The organism is Nonomuraea aurantiaca, assembly GCF_020215705.1.
GTDB classification, from domain to species: domain Bacteria; phylum Actinomycetota; class Actinomycetes; order Streptosporangiales; family Streptosporangiaceae; genus Nonomuraea; species Nonomuraea aurantiaca.
The window spans coordinates 604,837-631,764 of sequence record NZ_JAIWNB010000001.1 but is presented as its reverse complement, the minus strand read 5'-3'; the positions used below and the strand labels follow the sequence as shown (position 1 = coordinate 631,764).

General features: G+C 69.3%; 23 protein-coding genes. 13 read left to right on the top strand and 10 right to left on the bottom strand.

What is annotated here, in order from left to right; translation table 11 throughout:
• The first annotated feature begins 74 nt into the window (after positions 1-74).
• Complete coding sequence (locus LDL49_RS59035; protein ID WP_225289847.1) at positions 75-374, top strand: DUF4158 domain-containing protein; 300 nt, start codon at positions 75-77, stop codon at positions 372-374.
• On the opposite strand, the gene LDL49_RS02860 is transcribed toward LDL49_RS59035, so the two are convergent.
• Positions 303-956 carry a TetR/AcrR family transcriptional regulator gene (locus tag LDL49_RS02860; protein ID WP_225289279.1) on the bottom strand — a complete coding sequence of 218 codons (654 nt, stop codon included), beginning with the start codon at positions 954-956 and terminating at the stop codon, positions 303-305. The two genes, LDL49_RS59035 and LDL49_RS02860, sit on opposite strands and share 72 nt — an antisense overlap.
• Before the next feature lie 107 nt (positions 957-1,063).
• Here LDL49_RS02860 and LDL49_RS02855 point away from each other — a divergent pair, with 107 nt between their 5' ends.
• Genes LDL49_RS02855 through LDL49_RS02845 form a run of 3 tightly spaced genes read left to right on the top strand, consistent with a single transcriptional unit; the run spans position 1,064 to position 4,426 of the window.
• Positions 1,064-2,278, top strand: coding sequence for a metal-dependent hydrolase family protein (locus LDL49_RS02855; protein ID WP_225289846.1), 1,215 nt, complete (start codon positions 1,064-1,066; stop codon positions 2,276-2,278).
• Positions 2,275-3,129 carry an alpha/beta hydrolase gene (locus LDL49_RS02850; protein ID WP_225289278.1) on the top strand — a complete coding sequence of 285 codons (855 nt, stop codon included), beginning with the start codon at positions 2,275-2,277 and terminating at the stop codon, positions 3,127-3,129. Before LDL49_RS02855 ends, LDL49_RS02850 begins: the two co-directional genes overlap by 4 nt.
• Positions 3,119-4,426, top strand: a complete 1,308-nt coding sequence (locus LDL49_RS02845; protein ID WP_225289277.1) for an NAD(P)/FAD-dependent oxidoreductase — start codon at positions 3,119-3,121, stop codon at positions 4,424-4,426. The genes LDL49_RS02850 and LDL49_RS02845 overlap by 11 nt, the downstream gene beginning before the upstream one ends.
• A 1,031-nt stretch (positions 4,427-5,457) precedes the next feature.
• Here LDL49_RS02845 and LDL49_RS02840 read toward each other — a convergent pair.
• From LDL49_RS02840 to LDL49_RS02830, 3 genes are all read right to left on the bottom strand, one after another.
• Positions 5,458-6,579, bottom strand: coding sequence for a TolB-like translocation protein (locus tag LDL49_RS02840; RefSeq protein ID WP_225289276.1), 1,122 nt, complete (start codon positions 6,577-6,579; stop codon positions 5,458-5,460).
• Positions 6,576-7,094, bottom strand: coding sequence for a SigE family RNA polymerase sigma factor (locus LDL49_RS02835; RefSeq protein WP_225289275.1), 519 nt, complete (start codon positions 7,092-7,094; stop codon positions 6,576-6,578). The genes LDL49_RS02840 and LDL49_RS02835 overlap by 4 nt, the downstream gene beginning before the upstream one ends.
• A gap of 166 nt (positions 7,095-7,260) precedes the next feature.
• A complete protein-coding gene (locus tag LDL49_RS02830) occupies positions 7,261-10,080 on the bottom strand; it encodes an AAA family ATPase (protein WP_225289845.1) in 2,820 nt (939 codons plus the stop codon).
• 229 nt (positions 10,081-10,309) lie between these two features.
• On the opposite strand from LDL49_RS02830, the gene LDL49_RS02825 reads away from it, so the two are divergent.
• Positions 10,310-12,241, top strand: coding sequence for a S8 family serine peptidase (locus LDL49_RS02825; protein WP_225289274.1), 1,932 nt, complete (start codon positions 10,310-10,312; stop codon positions 12,239-12,241).
• Between the two features lie 274 nt (positions 12,242-12,515).
• Here the strand turns inward: LDL49_RS02825 and LDL49_RS02820 are convergent, their stop codons facing one another.
• Positions 12,516-13,205 carry a sulfite exporter TauE/SafE family protein gene (locus LDL49_RS02820; protein ID WP_225289273.1) on the bottom strand — a complete coding sequence of 230 codons (690 nt, stop codon included), beginning with the start codon at positions 13,203-13,205 and terminating at the stop codon, positions 12,516-12,518.
• Between the two features lie 136 nt (positions 13,206-13,341).
• Positions 13,342-13,833, bottom strand: coding sequence for a zinc ribbon domain-containing protein (locus LDL49_RS02815; RefSeq protein ID WP_225289272.1), 492 nt, complete (start codon positions 13,831-13,833; stop codon positions 13,342-13,344).
• A 281-nt stretch (positions 13,834-14,114) separates the two neighbouring features.
• Here LDL49_RS02815 and LDL49_RS02810 point away from each other — a divergent pair, with 281 nt between their 5' ends.
• On the top strand, positions 14,115-14,444 hold the full coding sequence (locus tag LDL49_RS02810) for a type II toxin-antitoxin system PemK/MazF family toxin (RefSeq protein ID WP_225289271.1): 330 nt from the start codon (positions 14,115-14,117) through the stop codon (positions 14,442-14,444).
• Positions 14,445-14,529: 85 nt separating this feature from the next.
• On the opposite strand, the gene LDL49_RS02805 is transcribed toward LDL49_RS02810, so the two are convergent.
• A complete protein-coding gene (locus LDL49_RS02805; RefSeq protein ID WP_225289270.1) occupies positions 14,530-15,165 on the bottom strand; it encodes a TetR/AcrR family transcriptional regulator C-terminal domain-containing protein in 636 nt (211 codons plus the stop codon).
• Positions 15,166-15,249: 84 nt separating this feature from the next.
• On the opposite strand from LDL49_RS02805, the gene LDL49_RS02800 reads away from it, so the two are divergent.
• Both LDL49_RS02800 and LDL49_RS02795 read left to right on the top strand, forming a co-directional pair.
• On the top strand, positions 15,250-16,173 hold the full coding sequence (locus LDL49_RS02800; protein WP_225289269.1) for an ATP-binding cassette domain-containing protein: 924 nt from the start codon (positions 15,250-15,252) through the stop codon (positions 16,171-16,173).
• Positions 16,174-16,226: 53 nt separating this feature from the next.
• Entirely contained in the window at positions 16,227-17,063 is an 837-nt protein-coding gene (locus LDL49_RS02795) for an ABC transporter permease (RefSeq protein ID WP_225289268.1), read from the top strand.
• Between the two features lie 13 nt (positions 17,064-17,076).
• Here LDL49_RS02795 and LDL49_RS02790 read toward each other — a convergent pair whose 3' ends face one another.
• Positions 17,077-17,934 (bottom strand): helix-turn-helix transcriptional regulator, encoded by an 858-nt coding sequence (locus LDL49_RS02790; RefSeq protein ID WP_225289267.1) that lies wholly within the window; start codon positions 17,932-17,934, stop codon positions 17,077-17,079.
• 86 nt (positions 17,935-18,020) lie between these two features.
• On the opposite strand from LDL49_RS02790, the gene LDL49_RS02785 reads away from it, so the two are divergent.
• Positions 18,021-18,803 (top strand): SDR family NAD(P)-dependent oxidoreductase, encoded by a 783-nt coding sequence (locus LDL49_RS02785; RefSeq protein WP_225289266.1) that lies wholly within the window; start codon positions 18,021-18,023, stop codon positions 18,801-18,803.
• Between the two features lie 168 nt (positions 18,804-18,971).
• Here LDL49_RS02785 and acnA read toward each other — a convergent pair whose 3' ends face one another.
• Both acnA and LDL49_RS02775 read right to left on the bottom strand, forming a co-directional pair.
• Positions 18,972-21,719, bottom strand: a complete 2,748-nt coding sequence (gene acnA, locus LDL49_RS02780; RefSeq protein WP_308016056.1) for an aconitate hydratase AcnA — start codon at positions 21,717-21,719, stop codon at positions 18,972-18,974.
• A 146-nt stretch (positions 21,720-21,865) separates the two neighbouring features.
• A complete protein-coding gene (locus LDL49_RS02775; protein WP_225289265.1) occupies positions 21,866-22,594 on the bottom strand; it encodes a metal-dependent hydrolase in 729 nt (242 codons plus the stop codon).
• Positions 22,595-22,957: 363 nt separating this feature from the next.
• On the opposite strand from LDL49_RS02775, the gene LDL49_RS02770 reads away from it, so the two are divergent.
• The 4 genes from LDL49_RS02770 to LDL49_RS02755 all read left to right on the top strand — a co-directional run bounded on the left by LDL49_RS02770 (position 22,958) and on the right by LDL49_RS02755 (position 26,822).
• Complete coding sequence (locus LDL49_RS02770) at positions 22,958-23,674, top strand: PadR family transcriptional regulator (RefSeq protein WP_225289264.1); 717 nt, start codon at positions 22,958-22,960, stop codon at positions 23,672-23,674.
• Between the two features lie 3 nt (positions 23,675-23,677).
• Positions 23,678-24,208 (top strand): DUF1707 SHOCT-like domain-containing protein, encoded by a 531-nt coding sequence (locus LDL49_RS02765; RefSeq protein WP_225289263.1) that lies wholly within the window; start codon positions 23,678-23,680, stop codon positions 24,206-24,208.
• An 81-nt stretch (positions 24,209-24,289) separates the two neighbouring features.
• On the top strand, positions 24,290-25,627 hold the full coding sequence (locus LDL49_RS02760; protein WP_225289262.1) for an MFS transporter: 1,338 nt from the start codon (positions 24,290-24,292) through the stop codon (positions 25,625-25,627).
• Positions 25,628-25,691: 64 nt separating this feature from the next.
• Entirely contained in the window at positions 25,692-26,822 is a 1,131-nt protein-coding gene (locus LDL49_RS02755; protein ID WP_225289261.1) for a hypothetical protein, read from the top strand.
• Positions 26,823-26,928 lie beyond the last annotated feature (106 nt).

The window sequence follows — 26,928 nt, the reverse complement described above, 5'->3', positions numbered from 1 at the left end:
CAATTCACCACGTAATCGGCCATGTTGATCAGCTGACCTGGCCGCTGCTGATAGCCGACGGCGCGGAGGCCCCCATGCCGGTCAGTTTCCTGCCCGCCGAGCAACGCAGCCGATACGGCACCTTCAACACCGTCCCTGACTTCGCCCAGCTGGGCGCCTTCTTCCACCTGGATGCCGACGACCGGCGCCGGGCGATGGCCGCCAACGGCGCTCGCAATCAGCTCGGCTGGTCGGTGCAACTGGGCCAGGACCGCGAACATGGACCGGCCCTCTTTGGTGCCCAGATCGAAGTTCGCTTCATCTCATGCACCATGACGATCACGCGCCGGTGCGGGACGGCCTGCTTGAGGGTGCGGGCGTACTCCATCGCCTGAGTGAACGCCGGCCGCGTTGCCGGGGAGCATGCGCAGGATCAAGTCGACGGCGTCCTCCGAGTGGACTCCTGGAGTCAGGACTTCCTGTAAGAGCAGGCCGCGGATCGCGGCAACGGCGACGGTGGCCATGGTCAGCGCTTCCCCGGTGTCGTGCCCTTCGCGTTCCGCGAGTGAGGCCAGCATTTTGGTCAGGTCGTCGAGCGAGTCGATGAACTCGCGGAAGTCCTCCGGCCTGTACGCGGCCAGTCCTACGACGTGGAAGAAGCCGCGGACACGCGACAACTGCTCCGGGCGGGTGTAGGTCCGCCAGATCGCCACAACGAGGCTGGCGAAGGTGCCCTGCTGGGCGGCTGCGAAAAGGGCCTCGTTGTCACGAGATCGCTGTGCCTTGAGCATGGCCGCCAGGACGCCCGGGAGTGACCCGAAGTGGTATCGCAGGAGGGCGTGGCTGGTCTCGGTCCGGGCGGCGATCTCGCGGAGCGACACCTCCGGTGAGGGAAGGGCCTCGTCGAAGGTGTCGAGGAGCCGGGCCAGGAGGCGCTCGCGTGCGTCGCCTTTGCGTTCCGTGGTTGACAGGATCACTCCTACAGTTTATCCATTGGAAAAGATTTCTGGCGGCCCGCGTTGCTTCGTACATGGTCGCAGTCAGCTCGCGACGGCGGAGGGAACGACTCGTGGGACGTTTGCAGGTGGTCGGCGCGGCGGTCGCCGACGGGACGGGGCGCGATCCCATAGACGTCGACGTCACCGTCGAAGACGGGCGGATCACCCAGCTCGGGGCCTCCGGTGGCGAACCCGGCGAGCGGCTCGACGCCGGGGGACTGACGATGACGCCCGGCCTGATCGACGCGCACGTTCACCTGGGCCTGTCGAGCCCGATCCAGCCGCAGTTCTCGTTCCAGATCAGTGCCGCCGAGATCGCGGCGGATATCTTCGCCACGGCCGGCGCAGCGCTCGACGCCGGCTTCACGACCGTCCGGGACACCGGCGGGATCGACGGTGGCGTCGTCACCACGATCGCGAAGGGCAAGGTCAGGGGACCGCGCGTCCTGTCGTGCGGACCGGTGCAGTGCCAGATCGGTGGGCACGGCTACTACGGAGCCGACTGGGAACCCACCGAGCTGTGGAGCGGCCATCACCTTCCGGGTCTGTGTGCCCTGTCCATGATGTCGGGCAACGCGGACGAGCTGCGAGGCAACGTACGTGAGGCCTTCCGCCGCGGAGCCTCCTTCCTGAAGCTCTGTGTGACCGGGGGAGTGGTCAGCGCTCACGACCGGCTGACCGACACCCAGTTCACCGTGGAGGAGATCGCCGTCGCTGTGCAGGAAGCCGCGGCACGGGGCACTTACGTGACGGTTCACGCCCACAACAATGAGGGCATTCGGAACGCGGTCGAGGCCGGGGCGCGCTGTGTCGAGCACGGCACCGACCTCGATGAGCCCACGGCCACCTTGATGGCCACGCGCGGGGTCGCCCTTGTGCCCACGTTCGCCGTCGTCGAGCGACTGCTGCACGACCCCGCGGAAGCCGGCCTCGGCGAGTCGGTCCGCGATCGTGCGCTGGGTGTCCGTGAGCGGATGACCGAGGCGCTCGCTGTCGCCAAGGAGGCCGGAGTGCGGATCGGGCTGGGTTCCGATCTCATCGGTCCGGCTCAGGACCGTCGCGGCAAAGAACTCAGCCTCCGCGCAGCCCTCGAGACGCCGATGGAAGCGCTCGTGGCGGCGACCCAGACCAACGCCGAGATCCTCGGCCTGTCCGGCCAGGTGGGTGTCATCACTCCCGGCGCGCAGGCAGACCTCGTTCTTTGGAACGGCAACCCGCTCGAAGACCCAGAACTGTTCTCCGACCCCACCAACGCCGTCCTCGTAATCCAGGCTGGCCAAATCGTAAAGGACCTCAGATGAGCACCATGTGGCAGGGCTGCCTCGCCCACACCGACTACTTCGAGATGCGCTCCAGCGGTGGGCACGACTACGGCGTCTGGGTCACCACGCCACCGCGCTACGACCCTGCCGCGGCGCAAGCGCCTGTCGTGTACGTGCTCGACGGCAATTGGGCCGTGGGCATGACCGCCCCACTCATCGTCACGCAACTGGACCCCATGCAGTCGATTCAGCCCTACGTCCAAGTCAGCGTGGGCTACGCAGGCGAGGAGGCAGAGCACTGGGAGCGGTTGCGCAACCGCGACCTCGTGCCCCCCGGCGAACCCATCGCGAAGGAGTACATCGATGCGGTGGAGATGGGGGTCGAAGCGGGCACGATGACTCGCGAGCAAGCCGACGCCTACCTCGCTGAATTGAGCGACAGCCGCGGGGATATGTTCCTGAACTTCCTTACCGACGACCTACACCCGCGGATCGAACGCGACTACGGCACAGCCCCGAGCGGTCACGGCCTCTTCGGCTATTCCTACGGCGGACTCTTCAGTCTCTACGCCTGGCTCACCAATAGCACCTTCTTCGAGAGCATCGGCGCGGGCAGCCCCGGCATTGTCGGTGCAGACAGTCAGGTCTTCGCTCGTCTTCAAGCGATGGGTGACACCCTGCCTGCTACCAAGCTTCACGTGACCTTCAACGACCGAGAGATCCTCGGAGACGTGGCGGTCTACCAGAATCTCGCGAAGAACGCGGCCACGTTCCTTCACCGCCTCACCTCACGCAGCGGATCCGTCACCAGCGCACTCATGCACGAAACGCACGTGACCGGCCTGCAGGCCTCGTTCCTCAGTTATCTCAGGACCTGCCGTGCCCGGTAAGCGCACGGATGTCGTGGTGATCGGGTCGGGGGTGATCGGCGCGTCGGTCGCCTTGGAACTCGCCCGCCGTGGCTGGCAGGTGACGGTGGTCGACAAGGCCGGGGGCGCCGGCCACGGCTCCACGAGTGCGTCCAGCGCGGTGGTGCGGTTCAACTTCTCCACCGCCGCGGGCGTCGCCACCGCCTGGGAGGCGCACTTCGGCTGGAGGTCGTGGGCGGAGCACCTTGGCCGCGACGTCGGGCCGTTGGCTCGGTACGTACGGTGCGGGATGGCGATGCTGGACGTGGACGTGGCTCCTCGGTCGGTGTACCTGCCGTTGTTCCGGAACGCGGGTATCCCGTTCGAGGAGTGGACGAGTGCGGACCTGTCGGAGCGGATCCTGGGTATCGACGTCGGCAGGTACTGGCCACCGAAACGTATCGACGACGACGAGTTCTGGGCCGAGACCGAAACCACGCTGGGTGCCGTGTACACACCTGATGCGGGGTTCGTGAACGATCCGCAACTGGCGGCGCAGAATCTGGCCGCCGCCGCGCGGGCACACGGTGCCGAGTTCCGGTTCCATACGTCGGTGCGCGGGATCGAGCGGGCTCATGGCCGGGTCACCGCGGTGACACTCGCAGACGGGAGCAGGATCCCCTGCGGCGTGGTGGTCAACGCCGCAGGCCCATGGTCGACCCGCATCAACGAGCTGGCGTCGGTCGGATCCGACTTCACCGTGGGATGCCGGCCGTTACGGCAGGAGGTCGCGCACGTCGCGGCCCCCGCGGGTTTCGGCGCCGACAACCGCGCCGGGATCTGCATCGCGGACATGGACCTGGGTGTCTACCTGCGCGGTGAGGCCGGCGGGGGACTGCTGGTGGGTGGTACGGAACCGGAATGCGACCCGCTGCAGTGGGTGGACGACCCGGATGCCGTCACCGCGCATCCGACGACGGCGGTGTTCGAGGCCCAGGTGACGAGGGCTGCGCGACGGCTACCGACGTTGGAGATACCGAATCGGGCTCGCGGGGTCGTGGGAGTCTACGACGTCGCCGACGACTGGACGCCGATTTACGACCGTACGGAGCTGGACGGGTTCTACGTCGCCATGGGGACGAGCGGCAACCAGTTCAAGAACGCGCCGGTCGTCGGCAAGTTCCTCGCCGCGATCATCGAACAGACCGAGAACGGCGTAGATCACGACGAACGGCCGGTACGATTCGTCGGCGAGCACACCGGCCTGGCCATAGACCTTTCGGCGTTCTCCCGCAAGCGTCCCCGCGGCACCGAGAACTCGGGCACAGTTCTGGGCTGATGCGCCTTCTTGACATCTCGTCCACTGATGTCATCCGCCTGGGATTCGTCGGCTGAATCCGTACGGTGTCGGTTGTGGCGCGTCCAGGACCGTCCGCAGTGGAGATCCATGAGGAGCCATAGCCGGTGCAGGACCTTGCCCGGCGACAAGGTCAGAAGCGCCCACGGGCAGCAGTCGCACTGCGGCGAACGTGTTCGGGACTTCCCCCAAGGCCAGGTAGTTAAGGTTTCTGGGCTGCTGCCACCCCGCCGCCCGCGAGTCAGCACCCGCAAGGTCAAATCACCCATCTCCCGTTACAACGAACGGCTCAACGACGGCAGGCCCGATCACAGCCGCACCATCACCGGCCTTGAGATCACCCTCCTGCCACCCCCACCCGCGCTGCCTGTCGCGCCACGAGACGAGCGGCCCATCGCTGCGGCCGACCGCCGCAGACAACAACAGGTCCTGGCCCTCCTCCAAGGGTCCCGGTAGTAATGGCGCGGGATACAACAGATATGCCTCTCACCTGCGCTTATGTAGAGGTCTCCGGCTGATGGGCCAGCCCTGAGCCTTGCCTATCGATGCAGGCCAGAGGCATATCTGTTGGATTTTCGGCCGAAGCTATGGGACCACAGCCAGTCTCCCGACGCTCGGCAGGGGAAACGACAAGTTCTTGGCAGTGGTGGCGACGCTTCGCCACCACCAATCTGAAGTAGGCGAAGGCTGCGCAGGGACGCCGGGCTCAAGGTCGGGGCCGGGTGGCGTGGATCTAGGGCATCACCCGCACGTGCGCGCCTGACGGCGGGGCCACGGTTCTCGACGGGAACTGGGGGTTCGCAGGGACCTATCCGGTCTTCCTGCTCTGGGGGATGTTCCTGCTCGCCGCGACCGTGGGCTACCTCCACACCAGTGAGCGGAGAGCGAGGTGCGGGGGATGACTTCCGCTGCTGCGGCCCGTCCCGCCGACAGCCATGGCACGTCCCGACTCGGCGTTCGGGCGCCGCACCGGCCAGGGGGGTCCGGCCGGTGCGGCGGCTCTTCGGCGGGGGTCAGCCGCTCGCGGCTGCCCCGGGATAGGTCAGGTTCATGGGCCTGCCCGATTGACGGTCCAGGAGCCGAACCCGCCCGGTGTTGACGTCGACCGCGTACGAGCGCTCGCCTTCCTTGCCCCCGTACAGCAGCGTGACCTCGGACTCGCTCTGCCAGATCGTGGTGCCGGCGACGCCACCGCGGTCGTCCGGCAGGCCGCTGATGGGCACCTTGCGCAGGGTCTTGCCGGTCTTGGCGTCGAGCAGGGTCAGCGTGCTCTTTTCGAGCCTCGGGGACTCGCGCTTACCGACCCTCGGGAACTCGAACGCGACCACCGTACGACCATCGGGCGCTACTTCGCTGAACATGATGAACACGCCGTTGAAGCGGACCGGCTTGCCGCCCCCCGTGACGGGCATGAGCCACAGGTCGGTCTTGCGGTACCGGACCAGCTCGGCGACGCCGCCCTTGACGCTGACCGGCTCGTACTTGCCGTTGACGGGTGTCGTCCTGCCGGTGCGCACGTCGATCAGCATGCCGGGATACTTGCTGCCCTCGCGCGGGTCGAAGGCGATGTACCGGCCGTCGTCGGAGAGCACGAGCATGGAACCCATGCCGATCCGCTCCTCCTTGATGGTGACCGGCGACGTCGTCTCGGTGCCGCCCACCAGGTCGCGCACCACGTGCGCCTGAGCGTCGCGGCTGTAGTAGGCGAGCAAGCGGCCATCCCGGCTGATCGCGACGGGCACCCGCTCGTCCTTGGCGGTCTCGGCGAGCGCCTGCGGCACGCGGTAGGTCTTGCCGGCGCGGGTGATCACCCGCCACTCCACCGCGGCGCAGTCAGCCTCACGCTCAACGACCTTGCAAGATGTCATGTACGCGCGGCTGATCGCTCCCACCTTGCCCGAGGGCAGGTCGGGTACGGCCTCTTGGCCCTGCTGCGTGGCCGTCCGGGCGCCACGCGGCCACGGCACCGCCGCCACCACCGCCACTGCCGCCGCCGTCACGCACAGCACTGCGACGGCGGATGCCGTCAGCACGGTCCGCCGCCTGTGCCGGTGGCCCGCGATGGCCACGTCGGCGAGGCTCACCAGTGGAGCCTCCTCGGCGATGTCCCCCAACGCCTCACGCAGTCTCGTCATCGTGCCACCTCCACGACCTCGGGATCATCCAGCAGATGCACCAGCTCCGGCGCGACCTCGCGCAGGCGGGCCAGCGCGTGATGGGTCTGGCTCTTGACGGTGCCGACCGCGCAGCCCAGCACCTCGGCCGTCTGCGCCTCGGTCAGGTCCTCCCAGAAACGCAGCACGATCACGGCTCGCTGCCTGCGCCCCAGCTTGGCCAGCGCCTGACGCAGCACGATCCGGTCGAGCACGGCTCCGTCGGAGTACGCGCCCCGCTCGGGCGGGTCGCCGCTCGGCACCTCGGGACGTGGTCTGCGCCTCCAGGAGATGTACTGGTTGACCATGGCCTTGCGGGTGTACGCCTCCGGGTTGCCGTCCTTGACCAGCTTGGACCAGTGGCCCACGACATTGATCAGGACGCTCTGCAGCAGGTCCTCGGCCAGGTGCGGGTCTCCCGTGAGCAGGTACGCGGTCCGCATCAGGGCTTGCTGGCGGGCGAGCACGAACTCACGGAAGCCGTCGTGACGGTCCAATGTGATCTCCTCTCCCCCGTTGCCAACGCGACTTGTGTGACGAAAGGTTGTATCGCCCGCATCCCCGATCACCGGAGCACGCAAAGGGGGCTCCGGTCCTCAGGAACTCATGCGGCGGCCGGTCTGGGATCGTGACGGGCAAAATCAGCGCTGACGGCTCGATCCGTCAAAGCGGCGCGTGTTCCAGCGCCTGCCTCAGGCCGGCCCGATTGCTGACGCCGAGCTTGCGGTACACGCTGGTCAGGTGTACCTCCACGGTCTTGGGGGTGACGAAGAGGCGCTGGGCGATGTCCCGGTTGGAGTGGCCCGCCGCGGCGAGGGCGGCGACCCGCTGCTCGGCGTTCGTCAGTGCCTGCGGCCCCGACAGCAGGCGGCCTCGCCGGGGTCGAGCTCCCGCTGCCAGCAGTTCGTTCCTGGCCGCCTGGGCGAGTCCGGGTGCGCCGCAGGCCACGGCCAGGTCGAGCGCCTCGGTCAGGGGCACGCGGGCGGCGGTGAGCGTGCCCGCCCGGCGTAGCACCGCGCCGAGGTGGTACAGGCTGTGGGCGTACTCCAGCCTGGCGGATGATCCGCGTAGCACCTCTACCGACTCCCGCATCAGCTCGCGGCCCTGCTCGCCGCCGGTCAGCAGGCCCAGCACCCGTAGTGCGCGGCCGAGCGCGCGGGGCGCGCCCCATCGGCGCGCCAGTTCGAGCTCTTCCTCGGCGAGCGCCCGCGCCTGCGCGCTACGGCCCCGGGCGTGCAGGCTCTGGGCGGCCCGGGTACGCCACGGCACGCACGCGGGATTGCCGAACCCGTGTACAGCCAGGTTGTCGCCGGCCGCGACGGCCAGCACGGCGGACTCCTCGTACCGTTGCTGAGCCTGTCGCACGGCGGCCAGGGCGTCGAGGTAGAAGTACCACGGCCCGACCGGCGGCACGGGATCGGGCGCGCCTACCCACTCCAGCGCCGCCGCCGCCTGGTCGGGCAGCTGCCGCTCCAGCAGGGTGAGGGCCAGGAACGCTCCGGCGAAGGGGCGCCCCGAGTCGATCCCGGCGAGGTCGATCACCCTTACGGCCTCTCGCAGGTCGGCCTCGGCGTCGGGCAGTTGTCCGCGCCACAGTCTGCCCAGGCCGCGATAGGTGAGCACGGCGGCCAGGGCGAAGGTCGATCCGTGTGCGCGACCGTGCTCCAGGGCACGTTCGATGCTGGCCATGGGATCGTCCAGGTCGGCGGACAACAGCACTCCCCACACGCCGTTGAGCGCCGGCCAGCCGATGGCCTGATAGATCAGCACATCGTCGGCGAGGCCGCGCAGCCCTCGCTGGATCGCGGCCGGATCGCCGGCCATGCCGTCGCGCGTGGCGATCACGCAGTCGAGCATGCGTCCGCCGGCGCTGTCATGGGGCGTCAGAGCCCGGAGTTCCTGGAGCTCACGGTCGGCGGCATCGCGGTCGGCTCCGGTGAAGATGCTCTTGACGAGCGTCGTACTGGCCAGCAGCCTGCGGCGTAGTTCCTCATCCTCGTCGGGCACCCATTCCCGGGCCCGCGCCAGCACGCTGAGCGCCTCGTCGATCCGGCCCACCAGCGAGCAGGCGAGGGACAGGGCGTAGGCCAGCTCCGCCCGCTGACGGGGCTCGGTGGTCAGCTCCAGCGCGTCGGCCAGGTGGGTGACCGCGGCGCTCTGGTCGACATGGGCGGCCGCCATGCCCGCCGTCGTCAGCACCTCCACCCGCCGGACATCGTTCTCGTCCATAGCGGCCAGGCAGCACTGGAGGTAGCTCAACGCGGCCTGCGGCGCCCCACGGGCCCGGGCGTCATCGGCGGCGCGGCGCAGTGTGGCGATGGCGGTACGGTCACCGCCGGGCGGAATCCTGAGCAGGTGGACCGCGGCCTGCTCGGCCGGGGCACCCGCGGTGGCCAGCAGCCCGGCGGCGCAGCGGTGCCGATCGACGCGTTCGGTCACGCTCAGCCGGTCGTAGACGGCCGCCTGCACCAGGGGATGGACGAACTCCACCCGGCCGCCGTCCACACGGAGGATGTCGGCCGTGACCAGGTCCGCGATGGCGTCCGCGGCTTCCGCCGCCGGCAGACGGGCCAGCTTGGACGCCATGGCGATCGGCGCACCGCCCAGTGTCGCGACCGCCCCCGCGACCGCCGCGTCGGCCTTGGGCAGCCTGTCGAGCCGGAGCGCGATCCGGCGGCCGACCGCGTCCGCGCCAAGGCCCGCCACGCGCGGGGCGTTGGCGTTCGTCGGCGCGAGGTCGCCGGTCCGCACTGTGCACGCCAGCTCGCGCAGCAGCAGCGGGTTGCCGGCCGCGGCCGTCTGACAGGCCACGACGAAGTCGTCCTCGCAGCCGTCCGGCAGCAGCTCGTGCAGCAGTTCCGCGCTGGCGGTCCCGCTCAGCGGCGCGAGCCTGCGCACCTGGCAACCGTCATCGGCGGTGATCAGATCCAGCAGTCTGGTCGCGGCACCCGTCTCGCCGGGCCGCAACGCCGCCACGACCATCAGTCCCAGCCCGTCCAGGCGCGGCAGCAGATAGGCCAGGAACCGCAGCGACGACTCATCCGCCCAATGCAGATCATCGCAGAGCAACGCCAGTGAGCCGCCTCGCGCCGCGAGCCCGTACAGGCCGTGCAGCACCGCGAAATCGCCCACCGCGCCCTGCCCCGGTCTGGCCGGGCCGAAGACGGCCTCGGCCGCCGCGCCCGCATCCGGCAGCAGGGCGGCCCGCTCACCCGCCGGCATGCCCGCCAGCCACGGCTCGAACAGCTGCCGCGCCACCCCGAAGCCGAAATCGCGTTCCAGCTCAGTGCCGCGCGCCGTCAGGACCCGCAATCCCGCCGAAGCGGCGATCTGCCGCGCCTGCGCCAGCACGCTGGTCTTGCCCAGACCAGCCGATCCGCTGATCAGCACGAGCCGGCCCTGCCCGGCTCGGGCCGACCTCGCGGCGTCAGCGAGGGACGCGAGGTGATCCTCACGCTCCCGCAGCCGCACCTGACCCACCATCGCTCTCACCGCCCGCGTCACCATCGCACGGCGACGGCCCCTATGTCTGCGCAATAAAACGCCTCCAGCGGACGGGGCGGGTCCGCCAAACCTTGGGGTCGCGGTTGGGGGTCCGCCCTGAAGCCCTCGGCACCAGGTACGGGCCAGCCTGATCTGGACGCCTGGTCCGCACCCTTGGCTCAGGCAGCGGAATTCATCTCATAGAGGGACTAGCACCATGTCACGTCGCATGAGGCGAGCGTTACGCCCCCGACGGCCCGGCCTCACCGCCCTGGTCGTCGCCGCCGGTCTGGCCGTGCTGGCCAGCACCGTAACCACCGGTCCGGCGATGTCAGCCGCACGGCAAGTCGCCGTTCCATCCGAAACCGTCACTGTTGACCGGGTGAGCATCCAGGACGGGAGGCTTGCCGGGACCAGCGAAGCGATGCCCTTGACCAGGTTCATCGACCCCAGCATGTCGGCGAAGGACGAGCCCGCCTACGACCCGCCACCACCAGTCAAGATCTCGCAGCAGCTGAGCGACCGGCTCGACAGGGCTGCGAAGGCCGACACGGCGGACAACCAGCGTGTACGGGTGCTGGTCACGTTCACCGACGACGAGGTCACCATCCCGCAGTTCCCCGAGTCCGACCCCACCCAGCCGAAGAGCGCCGCGGTCAACGTGGCCGCCGCCGAGCGCTCCTCCGCGCTGGTGTCTCAACTGACCGCGCAGCGCGAGCCGGGTTACCGGCAGCTCCGCTCCGACTTCCACGCGCTCGGCGGCGAGGTGCTCGACACCTACTGGCTGATCAAGGGCGTCAGGGCCGAGGTCCCGCTGGCCGCCGTGCCGGCCCTGGCGCAGCGGGACGACGTGCTGTACGTCCAGCCGGCAGAGGAGTACCTCGAGCTCGCCGACACCCCGATCGGGGACGACGGCAACCCGTTGAACGACCCAACCGCCGCCCGAGACCTGCTCCGTACAAAGCCGTGGCAGGGATTCTCGGCCGCCGGTGAGCGGATCGGCTTGATCGACACTGGTGTGCGCGCCAGCCACAAGCTGCTGTCCAACCCCTCACACCTGGGTCTCCAGCTCGACCTGGCCAACCCTGGTGCGCCCAACCCCGACGACGACTGCCGCAACCACGGCACCAAGAGCGCCGCGGTGCTGACCGGCAACAGCGTCTTCGGTGAGGCCTACCGTGGCGTCACCGACATGACCGTGGACAGCTACAAGATCCTGCCGGCCGGACCCGACTCGACCACTGACAGTGGCTGCCACCTCATAGATCCCGCAGTCGCCGTGAAGGCGTTTCAGCAGGCCGCCGCCGGGCTGGACAAGGTGATCGTGGCACCCATCGGCAGCGCGGACAGTCCGCTGAGCAGCGTTTCCCTCGCGGCCGACCACGCGTTCGAAGCCGGCTCCGCCGTCATTGCCGCGCAGGGGAACAGCGGGCCCGGCACCGGCACTGCGGAGTCCCCCGGTAACGCGCGAAAGGTGATGGCCATCGGCGCGGTGGACATGCAGCCGCCGTTCACCCCGTACGAGAAACAGAGCCGCGGGCCCGTCCCGCAGGACGGGCGGATCAAGCCCGACGTGGTCGGGCCCACGAACGTCGTCACCGCCACCAACGCCTTCGGCAACGGCAGCGGCATCGACTACTACACCGCGACCAGCGCGGCCACCGCGCTGGTGGGCGGCATGGCCGCCACCCTGCGCAACGTCCTGCGCACGACCGGCCCGGTCCAGGCGGGGGAGGTCTACGCCGGCATGATCGCCGCCGGAAGCCACACCACCGGTTCGTTCGACAACGTCGATGGCGCGGGCAAGCTCGCCCTGCCGACCGGTGACGGCATCATGTGGAAGACGAAGGTGCAAATCCATGACCAGGAGTCCGTCAACGTCACCATCAAGGTGCCGACCGGCGTGCCGACCTCCTGCCGGTTCACCGCCGCCCTGTGGTGGCCGGACTTCTACAACAACCACCACGACATCGACCTTCAACTCATCGCCCCCGACGGAACCGTACGGGCCACCAGCCAGGCGATTCCCACCACCTATGAACTGGCCAGGATCAACGGGCCGGTGACCGCCGGCACCTGGACCCTGCGAGTCAAGGGCTTCAGTATCCCCACCTCCAACGCGCGCCAGGATGTCTACGTCGCCGCCTCCACCTGCCGGTGACCACGAAGGCGGGCCGGTTCCCAGAGGATCGGCCCGCCTGAGCCGAGGGCTGGGCGGACCCATCGAGCCCTCCGCGAACTTCAGCGACTTCGCGGTCAACGCCTTCTGCGGGAACGCGCCGACCACCAATTGCAGCCGAACCATGCTCGACGTCTCACTGAGGGCGACCTAGGCGCCGTACAACCGCTTACAGGCTCTGACCGTCAGCCGGTCAGGGCCTGACGCTTGGCCGATCAGGCACGGATGACGTGGAGGCGCGGACGCGGCGGGCGGCTCAGGCGGTCAGGCTCTGACCGATGAGGGCGACGGCCGAAAGGGCGGCGACCACCAGCACCGCGGTCCGTACCTTCCCGCCGTCCAGGTAGCGCCGCAGCGGCCCCGACACCAGGAACCCGAGCACCATCGGCACGATCAGCACGGCCCCCGTGGTGGCCGCCCGGCCGGAGAACTCCCCCACGAAGGCCAGGATGGCCAGCGACTGCGCGGCGCCCAGGAAGAAGACCATCGCCAGCGTCGCCCGGATCTGCGGCCCCTTGGCGTGCTGGTAGACCAGCGCGATCGGCGGCCCGCCGACGCCGGTCGTGGTCCCGGTGATGCCCGAGAAGAACCCGGCCCCCGCGATGGTCGCGGCGTTGCGCGGCACGCTGACCGCCCACGCCGTGAGCCCCACCGCGACGAGCACCATGACCCCCACGAAGACGCCTCGCGTGTAGACGGATATGTAGACCAGGACGACTCCACCGATGGCCGCGCCGGGCAGCCGCCCCAGCACCGCGAAAGCCACCCCGCGCCAGTCCACCTTCCGCCACTCCGCGGCCAGCGTGAACAGCGGCAACGTGATGTTGACCACCTGGATGGCGGTGGGCATCAGGGAGTGGTCGAGCATCGTGAGCACCGGCGCGGCCACCAGCCCCAGCCCGAACCCCACGCTGCCCTGGACGACCGCCCCAACGAAGACCGCCAAACCGCCAACAATCAGCACTAATGCCATCTGAGTCACGGAGGAGAGTCAATCATCATTACTCTGTGTTGCCATTTGGCATATATTCGTGACGGCAAAAATGTAGGTTTGCTCCTGGCGCAAACGTAGCCTCCGGGTGTCAACTACCGCCGTTTGAAGCTGGTGGTTTGCTCTCGCGGTCCCGTCTGGGTGAGGGGAGGCCGGTAGCGTGTGGCTGGTTGATGGCAGCCCAGCCCGCAGCGCCGCGTGTGGCGATGTTGCGGGCTGCGATGTGGTCGGCGTGCCCAGCGAGGCCACACCTTTCGCAGACGAACCGGCCCCGCGCCGGCCGGTTCGCCCTGCTGATGTACCCGCACTCCGGACACGCCTGCGAGGTGAAGGCGGGGCCGGGCAGCACCACGCCGTCGCAGGTGACCGCCAAATTGGCCACCCCTTGATCCACCCCGACGAAGCCGCCGACCGGCTCACGCACCTCCGGTCGGGGCAGGGTGAGGGCGACCTGCAGCAGCCACACGCCGCGCCGGCAGATCAGGTCCGCCTCCCCTCTCGGCAACGCGTCCACGGCTTTGAGGTCTTCTGGTCGGCCGGTGTAGGGGATGGTGACGCGGCCGGTGGGGGTCCACAGCGACACGGTCCGGGCGTCCCGGTTGAAGCTTGCACACCTGCACCGCCGCGGCCAGCGCCCCAGCTTGGGCCGGGGTGGGCGTGAGCCGCAGTTGCACGATCGTGGGCAGGCCGTGGCGTTTGGTGGCGGAGCGGCGGATCGCCATCGCGCACCTCCTGTCACAGCGGCCTCACCCACCGCACACATTACCTATCTCGCCGAAGCCGAGCTGGTCCAGGGCCCACCGTCGAGCTGCCCTCGCATCGCACCCGAGTGGGAGGGGCTCATCACGTTTTCCAAGGAGAGAGATGAGGGGGATCCAAGGCAAGATCTGGCTCCCTGAGCTGGGCGAGCCGACCGGACGAGAGCAGGGTTACCGTCGCCCCGTGCTCGTCGTGAGCAACGACAACTTCAATGCCGCGGCCGCCGTAAAGATCATTGTCCCCCTGACAACGACCGAGCGCGGATGGGACAACCACATCCCCGTCAGCCGCGAAGGCACGGGGCTCGACAAACCCAGCTGGGCCATGGTTGAGCACGTGCGGAGCGTGTCTCCCCAGCGATTCACCAGGAGAGTCGGGATCGCTCCCGACGAGGTCGTCCGCGAAGTGACCGACTGGATCGCGGACATCGTCTGACGATTAGTGCCATCCGGCGAAGCGGAATTTCGCCGGGTGGCACCCTCATCGTGCCAGACTCGCCGATCGACCGTCGCCAACCGCCTCAATCGGCGGCGCTCCCGCTGGACAGTCGCAGCCGCATGCCGTCCAGGATGAGGGCCAGCCCCGCCTCGAACGAGTGGTCGCCCTGCGGGTCGCCCTCCTCCATCAGGGCCGCCATGATCCGCGGGTAGCGTGCCTGAAACTCCGCCATGTCGGGCCCCGGCTCGTCCGTGTCCGGCCGCATCCGGTCCGCCTGCTCTTCCAGCACGAACCCGGCCACGTAGTTGCTCACCGCGAACAGTCCCCGCGCCGCGTCCGCCACCGTGAAGCCCGCCAGCTCCAGCGCCTCCACCGCCCGCTCCACCATCGCGAACATCTCAGGCGACGACCGCGTCCCGGCCGCCAGCCTGGCCCCGTCGCGGTGGGAGTTGAGTATCGACCGGCTGCCGCGGGCGTAGTCGGCCACCCACTCCCGCCACTGCGAGGGGTCCGTGAACACGGGCCGCGTCACGTGCGGCGCCTCCATGGCCACCGCCATCGCGTCGAGCAACTGCTGCTTGTTCTTGAAGTGCCAGTAGAGCGCCGGTGCCTGCACGCCGAGCTCCGCCGCCAGCCGCCGCAAGGTGAGGCCGTCGAGGCCCACCTCGTCGAGCAAGCGGAGCCCGGTCGCCACGATGGTGCCTTTTTCGAGTGCCACGGTTGACAGTTTAACGTTGACAGTTTAACAACGTTCAATGCATCCTTAACAGCGTTAGATTTAACGACGTTAAGGAGGTTCGTCGTGATTCACGCGGAAGGGCTCCGGAAGCGGTACCGGTCCAAGGAGGCACTGGCGGGCATCGACCTGTCCGTGCCGGCGGGCACCGTCTGCGGGCTGCTCGGGCCCAACGGGGCGGGCAAGACCACCGCCGTACGCATCCTCACCACGCTCCTGCGCCCCGACTCCGGTCACGCGGAGGTGGCCGGGCTGGACGTGGTGCGGGACGCGGCGCGGCTGCGCTTCATGTTCGGGCTCGCCGGGCAGCACGCGGCGGTCGACGAGTTGCTCACCGGGCGGCGCAACCTGGAGATGTTCGGCAGCCTGTACCACCTGCCCAAGGCGTCGGCCCGGCGCCGGGCCGACGAGCTGCTGGAGCGGTTCGACCTGGCCGAAGCCGCGAACCGGCGGGTCAAGACGTACTCGGGGGGTATGCGCCGCCGCCTGGACGTGGCCGCCAGCCTGATCGTCTCGCCGCCTGTGCTGTTCATGGACGAGCCCACGACCGGCCTCGACCCGCGCAGCCGCCTCGGGCTGTGGGAATTGCTGCGCGACCTGGTCGCTGAAGGGACCACGCTGCTGCTCACCACTCAATACCTGGACGAGGCCGACCGTCTCGCCGACCAGATCGTGCTGCTCGACCAGGGGCGGGTCGCCGCCTCCGGCTCGCCCGCGGAGCTGAAGCGGCGGATCGGCGGCGACCGGGTGCAGGTCGTCCTCCGCGCGGCCGCCGACGTCCCTCAAGCCCTCGATCTGGTACGGCGCGCGGCCGATGAGCGGCAGGTGGAGGTCGTGGACGAGCGGCGGGTGACCGTGGCGGTCGAGCAGGGCGCGCAGTCGCTCATCCGCATCGCCGGCGCGCTGGACACGGCCATGATCCCGGTCGAGGACCTGTCCCTCCGCCGCCCCACCCTGGACGAGGTCTTCCTCCACCTGACCACCTCCTGACCCACCGGCGAACCGCCCGCTTACCGCCACCCGACCACCTGAGGGGACTTCCCATGGCTCTTGTCCACGTACCCACTCCACCGACGACGCTCGGCGAGCGCCTCCGCTGGACGATCTCCGACTCCCTGACCATCGCGCGCCGCACCTTCTCCAGGCTGAGGGCACAACCAGGGGAATTAGCGGGATATCTGGTGTTTCCCATCGTCATGACGATCCTGTTCGGCTACGTCTTCGGCAGCGCGATCACCCTCCCCGGTGGGGGCGACTACCGCAGTTACCTGATGCCCGGCATCTTCATGCAGGTCATGGCGATGACCGCGGCCGCCGCCGCCACGGCGGTCGGCGAGGACATGGAACGCGGCATCATCGACCGGTTCCGCGCCCAGCCGATCGCCCGCGGCGCCGTGCTCATCGGCCGCAGCGTCGCCGACCTGTCCATGCACCTGCTGTCGCTGGCCTCGATGGTGGCGGCGGCGATGCTGCTGGCGGGGTGGCGGGCACACGGCACCCTCGGGCAGACGGCGGCGGCGTTCGGCCTGCTGGCCCTGTTCGGCTTCGCGATGATCTGGGTGGGCACCTACATCGGGCTGTTCGTCAAGAGCGGCGCCCAGGCGGACGCGGCGACGTTCGGGTGGCTGTTCCCGATGACGTTCCTGGCCAACACGTTCGTCCCGACGGAGGGGCTGCCCGCCTGGCTCAAGCCGGTCGCCGACTGGAACCCGATGAGCGCCGTGGTCGCCGCCGCCCGCCTGCTCTTCGGCAACCCGACGTCGCACTCCACCGCCTGGCCACTCCAGCATCCGATCGCGGCGAGCCTGCTGTGGTCCGGGGCGATCATCGCCGTCTTCTTCCCGCTGGCCGTACGCGCCTACCGCCGCATATCCCGCTGATCCACCGGTTGTCTCAGGGTGACCTGTACGCCTTGACGTACTCGGTTCCCAGGACGTTCAGCAGGGCCAGCGCTTCGGCGCCAGGGGATCCCGGCGGCGCGCTGTAGAGCACGAGGTGCTGGTCGCGGTCCGTGAGCGTGAGCGAGTCGCAGTCGACGGCGATCTCCCCGACGACCGGGTGACGGAACGTCTTCGTGAGCGTCGGCGCGGTCTGCACGTCGTGCCGCTCCCAGAGCCGGGCGAACTCGGGACTGCCCTCGCGGAGCTCGTCGACGAGTCCGGTCACCGCGGGGTCGGACGGGTACCGGGCGAGGGTGGCGCGCAGTCTCATGACTGCGTGGTGCCGGAACTCCGCGGCGTCGGAGACCCCGTACAGCGTCGCGTCGGCGCGCTCGGGGCCGAGGAACGCCCGGCGCGCGAGATTGCGGTCCCGAGGGGTGAGCTCGGCGAAGTCCTCCATGAGCGCGGCCGCGAGGTCGTTCCAGGCGAGCACCTCGAACGCGGCCGACACCACGAAAGCGGCCGTCTGCGGCAGCCGCTCGATGAGCGCGAGGATGCTCGGCCGGACGTCGCGCCGATGCAGCCCGCTACGGCTCGGCGCGGTTCCCGCGAGGAGGTGGAGGTGGTCGGACTCGGCGTCCGTGAGCCGCAGCGCGCCTGCGATCCCGGCGAGTACCTCGCCCGACGGTCGCGGCGCCCTGCCCTGCTCTAGCCGGACGTAGTACTCCGTGGAGATGTGCGCGAGGACCGCGACCTCCTCGCGGCGAAGTCCCGGTGTCCGGCGTCGCGGGCCGGAGGGCAGGCCGAGGTCCTGCGGCCGGAGCCGCTCGCGACGGCTGCGGAGGAACGCCCCGAGTTCCTGTTTGTCCATATTCCCAGTGTGCACGCTGCCCGGCGATGGAGCCTGGTACCGTCTGTGCCTGCATCCGGCCTGGTGGCCGACCTGACACTGTCGTCATGACGAACACCACTGATAGCGCACCCATCGGCCTGCTCACCGGCAAGGTCGTGTTCATCACCGGCGCCAGCCGCGGCATCGGGGCGGCCGCGGCCCGGCTCTTCGCCTCCGAGGGGGCCGCCGTCGTGCTCGCCGCCCGCGGCACCGACGCCCTGCGGCGGATCGTCACCGAGATCCGCGCCGACGGCGGCGTCGCCGACGCCGTCACCCTGGACCTCGCCGACCGCGCCGGCATCCGCGCGGCGGTCGACCGCGTCGAGGAGTTGCACGGACGGCTCGACGGCGCGTTCAACAACGGCGCGGTGATCCAGCACCCCGGACCGCTGGACACCACGAGCGACGAGGACATCGACGCGCAGTTCGCGGTGAACTTCCGCGCGCACTGGACCGCCATGACCGCCGAGGCCGCCCTCATGCGACGCAACGGTGGCGGGGCGATCGTCAACACCTCGAGCATCGGCAGCCGCCGCGCGAACCCCGCGCTGCCCGCGTACGGCGCCATGAAGCGCGCGCTCAACAGCATCACCGAGACCGCCGCGGTGAGCTGGGCCCGTGATGGCATCCGGGTGAACGGCATCACCCCCGGCGGCACCGCCACGAAGATGATCGACGACTGGGAGGCGGCGACCCCCGGCATCGTCGAGCGGGCGACGGCCTCGATCCCGCTCGGACGGATGGCCGAGCCCCACGAGGTCGCCGAGGTGGCAGCGTGGCTGCTCAGCGACCGGGCCTCGATGGTGACCGGCGCGATCGTGCCGGTGGACGGCGGCGCGGGCGCCTGAAAGGGAGAAGCGCCGCCCGGCGGTGTGGTGCCGGGCGGCGCTTCGTGGTCGGGTGGTTCACCCCCGATGTGGGCGCGTGAGGTCGCGCCCGCCCGGCCGCGGGAAGTGCGGCGCGGGACCCCGGCGGCCTCCGCTCAGCTGGTGGCCGAGGCGGAGGCGCGGGAGGACTTAGGAGGACTTGGCGAGCAGGGAGCGCAGGACGTACTGCATGATGCCCCCGTGCCGGTAGTAGTCGGCCTCGCCGGGCGTGTCGATGCGGACCACCGCGTCGAACTCCACCTCGCCCGCCTTGACGTGCACGGTCGCGGGGATGCCGCCCTTGTTGAGCTCCTCCACCCCGGTGATGTCGAACGTCTCCTCGCCGGTCAGCCCCAGCGAGGCGGCCGAGACGCCCTCCGGGTACTGCAGCGGCAGCACGCCCATCCCGATCAGGTTGGAGCGGTGGATGCGCTCGTACGACTCCGCGATGACGGCGCGGACGCCCAGGAGCGCGGTGCCCTTGGCCGCCCAGTCACGCGACGAGCCCGAGCCGTACTCCTTGCCCGCCAGCACCACCAGCGGCGTCCCGGCCGAGGCGTAGTTGACCGAGGCGTCGTAGATGAACGACACCGGCCCCTCGTCCTGGGTGAAGTCGCGGGTGTAGCCGCCCTCGGTGCCGGGCGCGATCTGGTTGCGCAGGCGGATGTTGGCGAACGTACCCCTGATCATGACCTCGTGGTTGCCGCGCCGCGAGCCGTAGGAGTTGAAGTCCTTGACCGCGACCTCGTGAGCCTGCAGGTATTGGGCGGCGGGCGTGCCGACCTTGATGGAGCCGGCCGGCGAGATGTGGTCGGTGGTGACCGAGTCGCCGACCTTCACCAGCACGCGAGCGCCGGAAATGTCGGTAACGGGGTCAGGAGTGGAGGGCATGCCCTCGAAGTAGGGAGCCTTGCGCACGTACGTGGAGGAAGGGTCCCACTCGAAGGTGTTGCCCGTGGGGATCGGCAGCGACGTCCAGTGCTCGTCGCCCTTGAACACGTCGGCGTAGTCACGCTCGAACATGTCGCGCCCGATCGAGGAGTGGACCACGGCCGCGATCTCCTCGGGCGACGGCCAGATGTCGCGCAGGAAGACCGCCGTGCCGTCGGCGCCGACGCCCAGCGGCTCGGTGTCGAGGTCGAGGTCCATGGTCCCGGCCAGCGCGTACGCCACGACGAGCGGCGGCGAGGCCAGGTAGTTCATCTTGACGTCGGGGTTGATCCGGCCCTCGAAGTTGCGGTTGCCCGACAGCACGGCCGTGACGGCGAGGTCGTTGGCCTGGATCGCGTCGGAGATCTCCGGGAGCAGCGGCCCGGAGTTGCCGATGCAGGTGGTGCAGCCGTAGCCGACGAGGTTGAAGCCGATCTTGTCGAGGTACGGCTGGAGCCCCGAACGCTCGAAGTAGCCGGTGACGACCTGCGAGCCGGGAGCCAGGGAGGTCTTGACCCACGGCTTGCGGGTCAGGCCCTTCTCCACGGCGTTGCGGGCCAGCAGGGCGGCGCCGAGCATGACGTACGGGTTGGAGGTGTTGGTGCACGAGGTGATCGCGGCGATGGAGACGATGCCGTGGTCGATCTCGAACGAGGTGCCGTCCTCGAGCGTCACCGCGACCGTCTTGTGCGGGCGGGAGCCGTTGGCGCGGGAATTGGAGGCGGGCGCGTCGGAGGCGGGGAAGCTCTCCTCCACGGCCTCGTCGATGCCGTCGCCGTCGAAGTCGGTGACGTAATTGCGCACGTCGCGGCGCCAGGTGTCCTTGGCGGCCGACAGGGCGATGCGGTCCTGCGGGCGCTTCGGGCCGGCGATGGACGGGACGACGGTGCCGAGGTCGAGCTCGATGTACTCGGAGAAGACCGGCTCGGGCGCCGACGGGTCGAGCCAGAGGCCCTGGGCCTTGGCGTACGCCTCGACGAGCGCGATCTGCTCCTCGGAGCGGCCGGTCAGGCGCAGGTAGTCGACCGTCTGGCCGTCGATCGGGAAGATCGCGCAGGTGGAGCCGAACTCGGGGCTCATGTTGCCGATCGTGGCCCGGTCGGCCAGCGGCACGGACGAGACGCCGTCGCCGTAGAACTCGACGAACTTGCCGACCACGCCATGCTTGCGCAGGATCTCGGTCACCGTCAGCACCAGGTCGGTGGCCGTGGCGCCGGCGGGCAGCTTGCCGTTGAGCTTGAAGCCGACCACGCGCGGGATCAGCATGGAGATCGGCTGGCCGAGCATCGCGGCCTCGGCCTCGATGCCGCCGACGCCCCAGCCGAGGACGCCGATGCCGTTCTCCATCGTGGTGTGCGAGTCGGTGCCCACGCAGGTGTCGGGGTAGGCCTTGCCGTCGCGGATCATGACCACGCGGGCGAGGTGCTCGATGTTGACCTGGTGGACGATGCCGGTGCCGGGCGGGACGACCTTGAACTCGTCGAACGCGGTCTGGCCCCAGCGCAGGAACTGGTAGCGCTCGTGGTTGCGCTCGTATTCGCGCTCGACGTTGCGCTGGAAGGCGTCGGGGTGACCGAAGTAGTCGACGATGACCGAGTGGTCGATGACCATCTCGGCGGGGGCCAGCGGGTTGATGCGGGCCGGGTCGCCGCCCAGGTCGCGCACGGCCTCACGCATGGTGGCCAGGTCGACCACGCACGGCACGCCGGTGAAGTCCTGCATGATGACGCGGGCCGGGGTGAACTGGATCTCCACGCTCGGCGCCGCCTTGGGATCCCAGCCGCCCAGCGCGCGGATGTGGTCGGCGGTGATGTTCGCGCCGTCCTCGGTGCGGAGGAGGTTCTCCAGCAGGATCTTCAGGCTGAACGGGAGGCGGGCTGCGCCTTCGACGGCGTCCAGCCGGAAAATCTCGTATGACGCGTCGCCTACGCGTAGCGTGTCACGGCTGCCGAAGCTGTTCGCGGACACGATGATTCGCCTCCTCCATAGACATGTGCTCAGTTGAATCCTGCCGCACCCCGGGAGCAGTAAGAACGTTAGGTGAACCTAACCCGCGGGGCCGCGCGGCGGATGTCTTGATGTCAAGATATCTCTAAAAGTATCTCGACATCAAGTTAAACCGGCACCAGCCGCCAGAACAGCAGGCCGATGATGGCGATGGACAGCACGGGAGCCAGGATCTTCTGCTCGAACGTCTTCCCGGTCTTGATCCCGATCTTCCACGGCAGCACGAACCGGACCGACACCGGCCACAGCACCGGACAGCCCCGCTCGGTCATGCAGTCGCCGACGACGTGCACGAGGCAGCCGATGGCCACGGCCAGGCCCAGCCACGCGTAGCCGACCCCCTGCGACAGGAAGACGGCGTAGAGCCCGGCGGTCAGGCCGACGTTGACCATCGCCGAGCCGAGCTTGTTGCCCGGGATGCCGATGCCGATCGCGCGCAGCGCCAGCCCGATGAGCAGCACGACCATGATGTCGCGGCCGATCGGATAGGTGTTGGCCAGCCAGTGCGCCGCGAACCCGAGCACCACCGCGAACGCCAGCGAATGCGTCGCCCCCCGATGCCCGCCGCTCAGCCAGGCGACGGCCTTGCTCAGCAGCCAGGTGACCGGCCCGAACGTCTGCGCGATCGTCGCGCTCGGATGGTCGAGGTCCGGCAGCATGGCCGCGCCCGCGCAGATGATGGCGCCGGCGATGAACTCGGCCGGGGTGAGGGCGTTCGCCATGATCCCGGTCTCGATGAACCTGGACGATTCGGTCACCATCGGGAGCGCGGCGAGCCCGGGCGCGAGTCCTAGCCAGGCGATGGCCCCCGTCATCGCATGCGAATGCCCCATCATGATCGAAACTGTACGGCAAAGCCGTTCTTTACGCGCGGAGACCCGCCTGGGGCGCCATCACCCTCACCCCGGCGCTACGGACTTTGCCTGCCGCAGACCACCCCAGGCCGTCGGGGCCCATCGGGGAAATGTCCGGAAACGCAGACGAGGTCGTCTCCGCGGCGACAGCACCCCCCAGCCCTGCCGACGCGGAACGACCTCGTCTGCTCTGAACAACGACGCCCTCCCGTCTCCTGTTCCCGCAATCCGCAACTTTTTCGTGATCTGTCTCACTCTGCCCACCCGCTTGCGAACGACATATTGGCGATATATCTTTGAAGCATCGAGAACATTCACAAGCATTCACAAGAAGGAGAGTTTGACATGACTTCCGCACAAGCAGCAGGCCGGCCGTGGCCCGAGCCCCGCGAGTTCAAGCGTGCCGCCCGTGAAGCGCTCAAGGCCGTGGCCGAGGCGTGGGAACAGGGTGGCCATCACCACCATCACCACCACCGCGGCGGCCCGCACGAGGAGCGGCAACGCGGCCGGCGCGGATTCCCGCCCGAGTTCGGGCGCGGCCCCTGGGGATGGGGTCCCGGCGGCCCTGGCCCGTTCGGGCACCGGGGCGGCCGGGGTGGCCGGAAGGCCAAGCGGGGCGACGTACGCGCCGCGATCCTGGCGCTCCTGTCCGAGGAGCCGCGCAACGGCTACCAGATCATCCAGGAGATCGCCGAGCGCAGCGAAGGCGGCTGGAAGCCCAGCCCCGGCGCCGTCTACCCGGCGCTCCAGCAGCTCACCGACGAGGGACTGGTCGTCGCCGAGGAGAACGAGGGCCGCAAGACCTTCCGCCTCACCGAGACCGGGCTCGCCTACATCGAGGCGCACGCCGACGAGATCCGCGCCCCGTGGGACGAGATGCGGCCCGACATCGACGACAACACCGCGGACCTTTGGGACATCGCGCGCCAGTCGGCATTCGCGATGACGCAGGTTTTGCAGACCGGGAGCGACGCACAAATCCGCGAAGCGCGTAAGACTCTTGTAGAGACCCGGCGCAAGCTCTACCAGATTCTGGCCGACGGCGACCCGGGTGAGGAGTAACGCATGACCGGCGCCACCCTGGACGGCCGGTACGGGGAGAGCGAGGAACCAGTTATGGACCCCAACGATCTCCGCATCGGCGACGCCGAGCGCGAACAGACGATGGCCGACCTGCGCGAGCACTTCGCGCAGGGCCGCCTCGACCGCGAGGAGCTGGACCAGCGCATCGACCGGACGCTCGGCGCACGCACCGCGCGCGACCTCGCGCAGATCACCGCTGACCTGCCCGGTCAGCGGCAGTACGGCTACCGCGAGCCGCATGGCCTGCCTCCCCAGGCGTTCGACAGGGACGCCTGGCGGGCGGCGATGAAGGCGCACCGGCACCAGATGCAGTCGATGCGTCACGCGCAGCGCGATATGCGCCATGGCTGGGGACGGCCGCGCCATGGGCCGGGACCGTTCCTGCCGATCCTGTTCGTGCTGCTGATGGTGGGGTTCGTGTTCGGGGGGTTCGGCATCGCGAAGGTGCTGTTCTTCGTGTTCATCGGGGCCATGGTCTTCAAGATGATCCACCGGCACTCTCACCGCCGCTGACCCCCTTAGCCCCATTTAAAGCCATATATAGGTCCGATCGCCGCCGTCGCCCGACGTGCGGCGGTCGGCACAATTCGCGGCATGTTCCCACGCTCTCCGGCGGAGCACATGCCGCTCAGGACGACAGACCGCGACTTCGGGCTGCTCTGGGCCGGGCAGTCGTTGTCGCTGTTCGGAGACCAGTTCATGACGCTGGCGCTGCCGCTGCTGGCCGTCACCGTCCTGGGCGCTTCCCCGGCGCAGGCCGCGTTGCTGCCGTTCGCCCTGTTCCTCCCCTTCCTTCCGCTCGGCCTGCCGGCCGGGGCCATCGTCGATCGGCTGCCCCGCCGTACCGTCATGCTGGTCTGCGACGGCGTGCAGGTGCTGGCCTTCGGCGCGATCTGGGTGCTGGCCGCCCTGGGTGGGCTGACGTTTCCGCTGCTGTTCGCGCTGATCCTGGTGAGCGGGTGCGCGGTGGTGTTCTTCCAGGTCGCGTACACCTCCTACCTGCCCAGCCTGTACGGCGAGGCGGAGGCGCTGCATCGCGGCAACACGCGGCTGGCCCTGTCGGAGTCGGTGGCCAAGGCGCTGGGCCCGATGGCGGCCGGGCCGGTCATCACGGCGCTCGGCCTGGTCGGGGCGATAGCCGCCAACATGGTCAGCTTCGCGGCGTCACTCGCCTCGGTGGCGCTGATCCGCCACCGCGAGGAGGGCGCCACTACACCGGGGAGCGCAGCTGCATCGGGCACCGGACGTGAGCCCGGCTGGATGCGGCGCGACATCGCCGAGGGGCTGCGGTTCGCGCTCCGGCACCCGATCCTCCGGCCCGTCCTGGCGTGCGGCACGGTCTATGTCCTGTTCCTGTCCATGGTCGAGACGAGCCTGGTGCTCTACTGCCGCAACATCCTCGGCCTGTCCCCCGGCTGGATCGGCGTGGTGATCGGCGCCGCCGCGGCGGGCTACCCGATCGGGAACCTCCTGTCGACCCGGCTGATCCGCCGTCTCGGCTCGCCGCGCACCCTCGTCCTGGCCGCGTCGGTGTCCGTCCTGGGCATCGTCGCCATGCCCGCGCTCGGCTCCCTGGGCGGGGCACCCGGTGCGATCGGGCTGGTCGCGGGGAGCATCGTGCACTGCGTCGGCGAGGGCGCCTTCGGTCCCACGTCGATCACGATGCGCCAGGTCCTCACCCCGGCGGCCCTGCTGGGCCGGGTCGGTTCGGTGCAGCGATTCCTCCTATGGGGCGCCATCGCGCTGGGCAGTCTGCTCGCCGCCGGGGCGACCGCTCTGGGCGGGCTCACCGCCGCGGTGTGGATCGGCGCGCTGGGCACCGTACTGTGCCTGCCCGCCCTGCTCCAGCGCGGCATCCGCGCGGCGATGACCTCGGCTCCGGCCTCTGGCGTTCAACAAGACGCCACAAGAGAGTCAAACAATAGTCAGTAAAGTTCCTGTGTGTCCCTTTATGGTGTCGATCAGCACTGATCCACGGAAAGGTACGCGGAAGAACATGCGGGTCGCTCAACTACTGCTCGCGACGTTGACAGCGTCGGCCCTGCTCGCCCTCCCCGCCCAGGCGGCCGACCGGCCGGCGCGACTGCCGGCGGAGGTGAACGGCGGGGCCTGGCCGTCGGGCCACGTACAGGGGATCGCGGTCGACCAGAAGAAGGGGTACATGTACTTCTCCTTCACCAACCTCCTGGTCAAAACCGACCTTGAGGGCCGCCCGGTCGGCTCCGTCACCGGCTTCACCGGCCACCTCGGCGACCTGGACTTCAACAACCGCGACGGCCGCGTCTACGGCTCGCTGGAGTACAAGGCCGCCAAGTCGTTCTACATCGCCATCTTCGACGTGGACCGCATCACCAGCCTCGACATGAACGCCGAGACGTCCAACGTGGTCACGGCCGTCTACCTCAAGGACGTGGTGGACGACTACAGCGCCGACATGAACGGTGACGGCGTCTTCGACGGCGACACGGCCAAGACGCCGGACCACCGCTATGGCTGCAGCGGCATCGACGGCGTCGCCTTCGGCCCCGCGTTCGGCAAGCGGGGCGGCGGCGACAAGCTGACGGTCGCGTACGGCATCTACGCCAACGCCGACCGCCAGGACAACGACTACCAGGTCCTCCTGCAGTACGACATCAAGCAGTGGCGCCAGTACGAACGCCCCCTCACCCAGACCGAGCCGCACACCTCCGGCCCATCCCGCTCGGACGGCAAGTACTTCGCCTACACCGGCAACACCACGTACGGCGTGCAGAACCTGGAGTACGACGGCCACACCGGCAACTGGTTCATGGCCGCCTACAAGGGCATCAAGCCGACGTTCCCGAACTACTCGTTCTTCATGATCGACGGCTCCAAGCCCGCCGTGACCAAGCCCATCCAAGGCCAGCCCCAGCCCGAGCGCGGCAAGACGCTCTCTCTGGTCGAGCGGGGTCTCCATGATCAGGCGACCGGCATCTGGGGCTGGGAGTTCGGCGGCCAGTACGGCCTGGCCTCCCTGGACGACGGCCGCTACTACGTCGCCCAGCAGGGCACGGTCGTGGAAGACGGGGTGACCAAGCAGACCGGCCTCGCCCAGCTCCACCGCTGGACCGGCAAGGCACCGGCACCCTTCGAGCGGGTCCAGTAGCGGGTCGTACGCGATCGCACAGCTGGACCGTCTCCTGACAGCGGTCCAGCCCGACCTGGCCCACGACACCCAGGCCATGTTCGGGGGCGCACGACAGGCGCGGGTG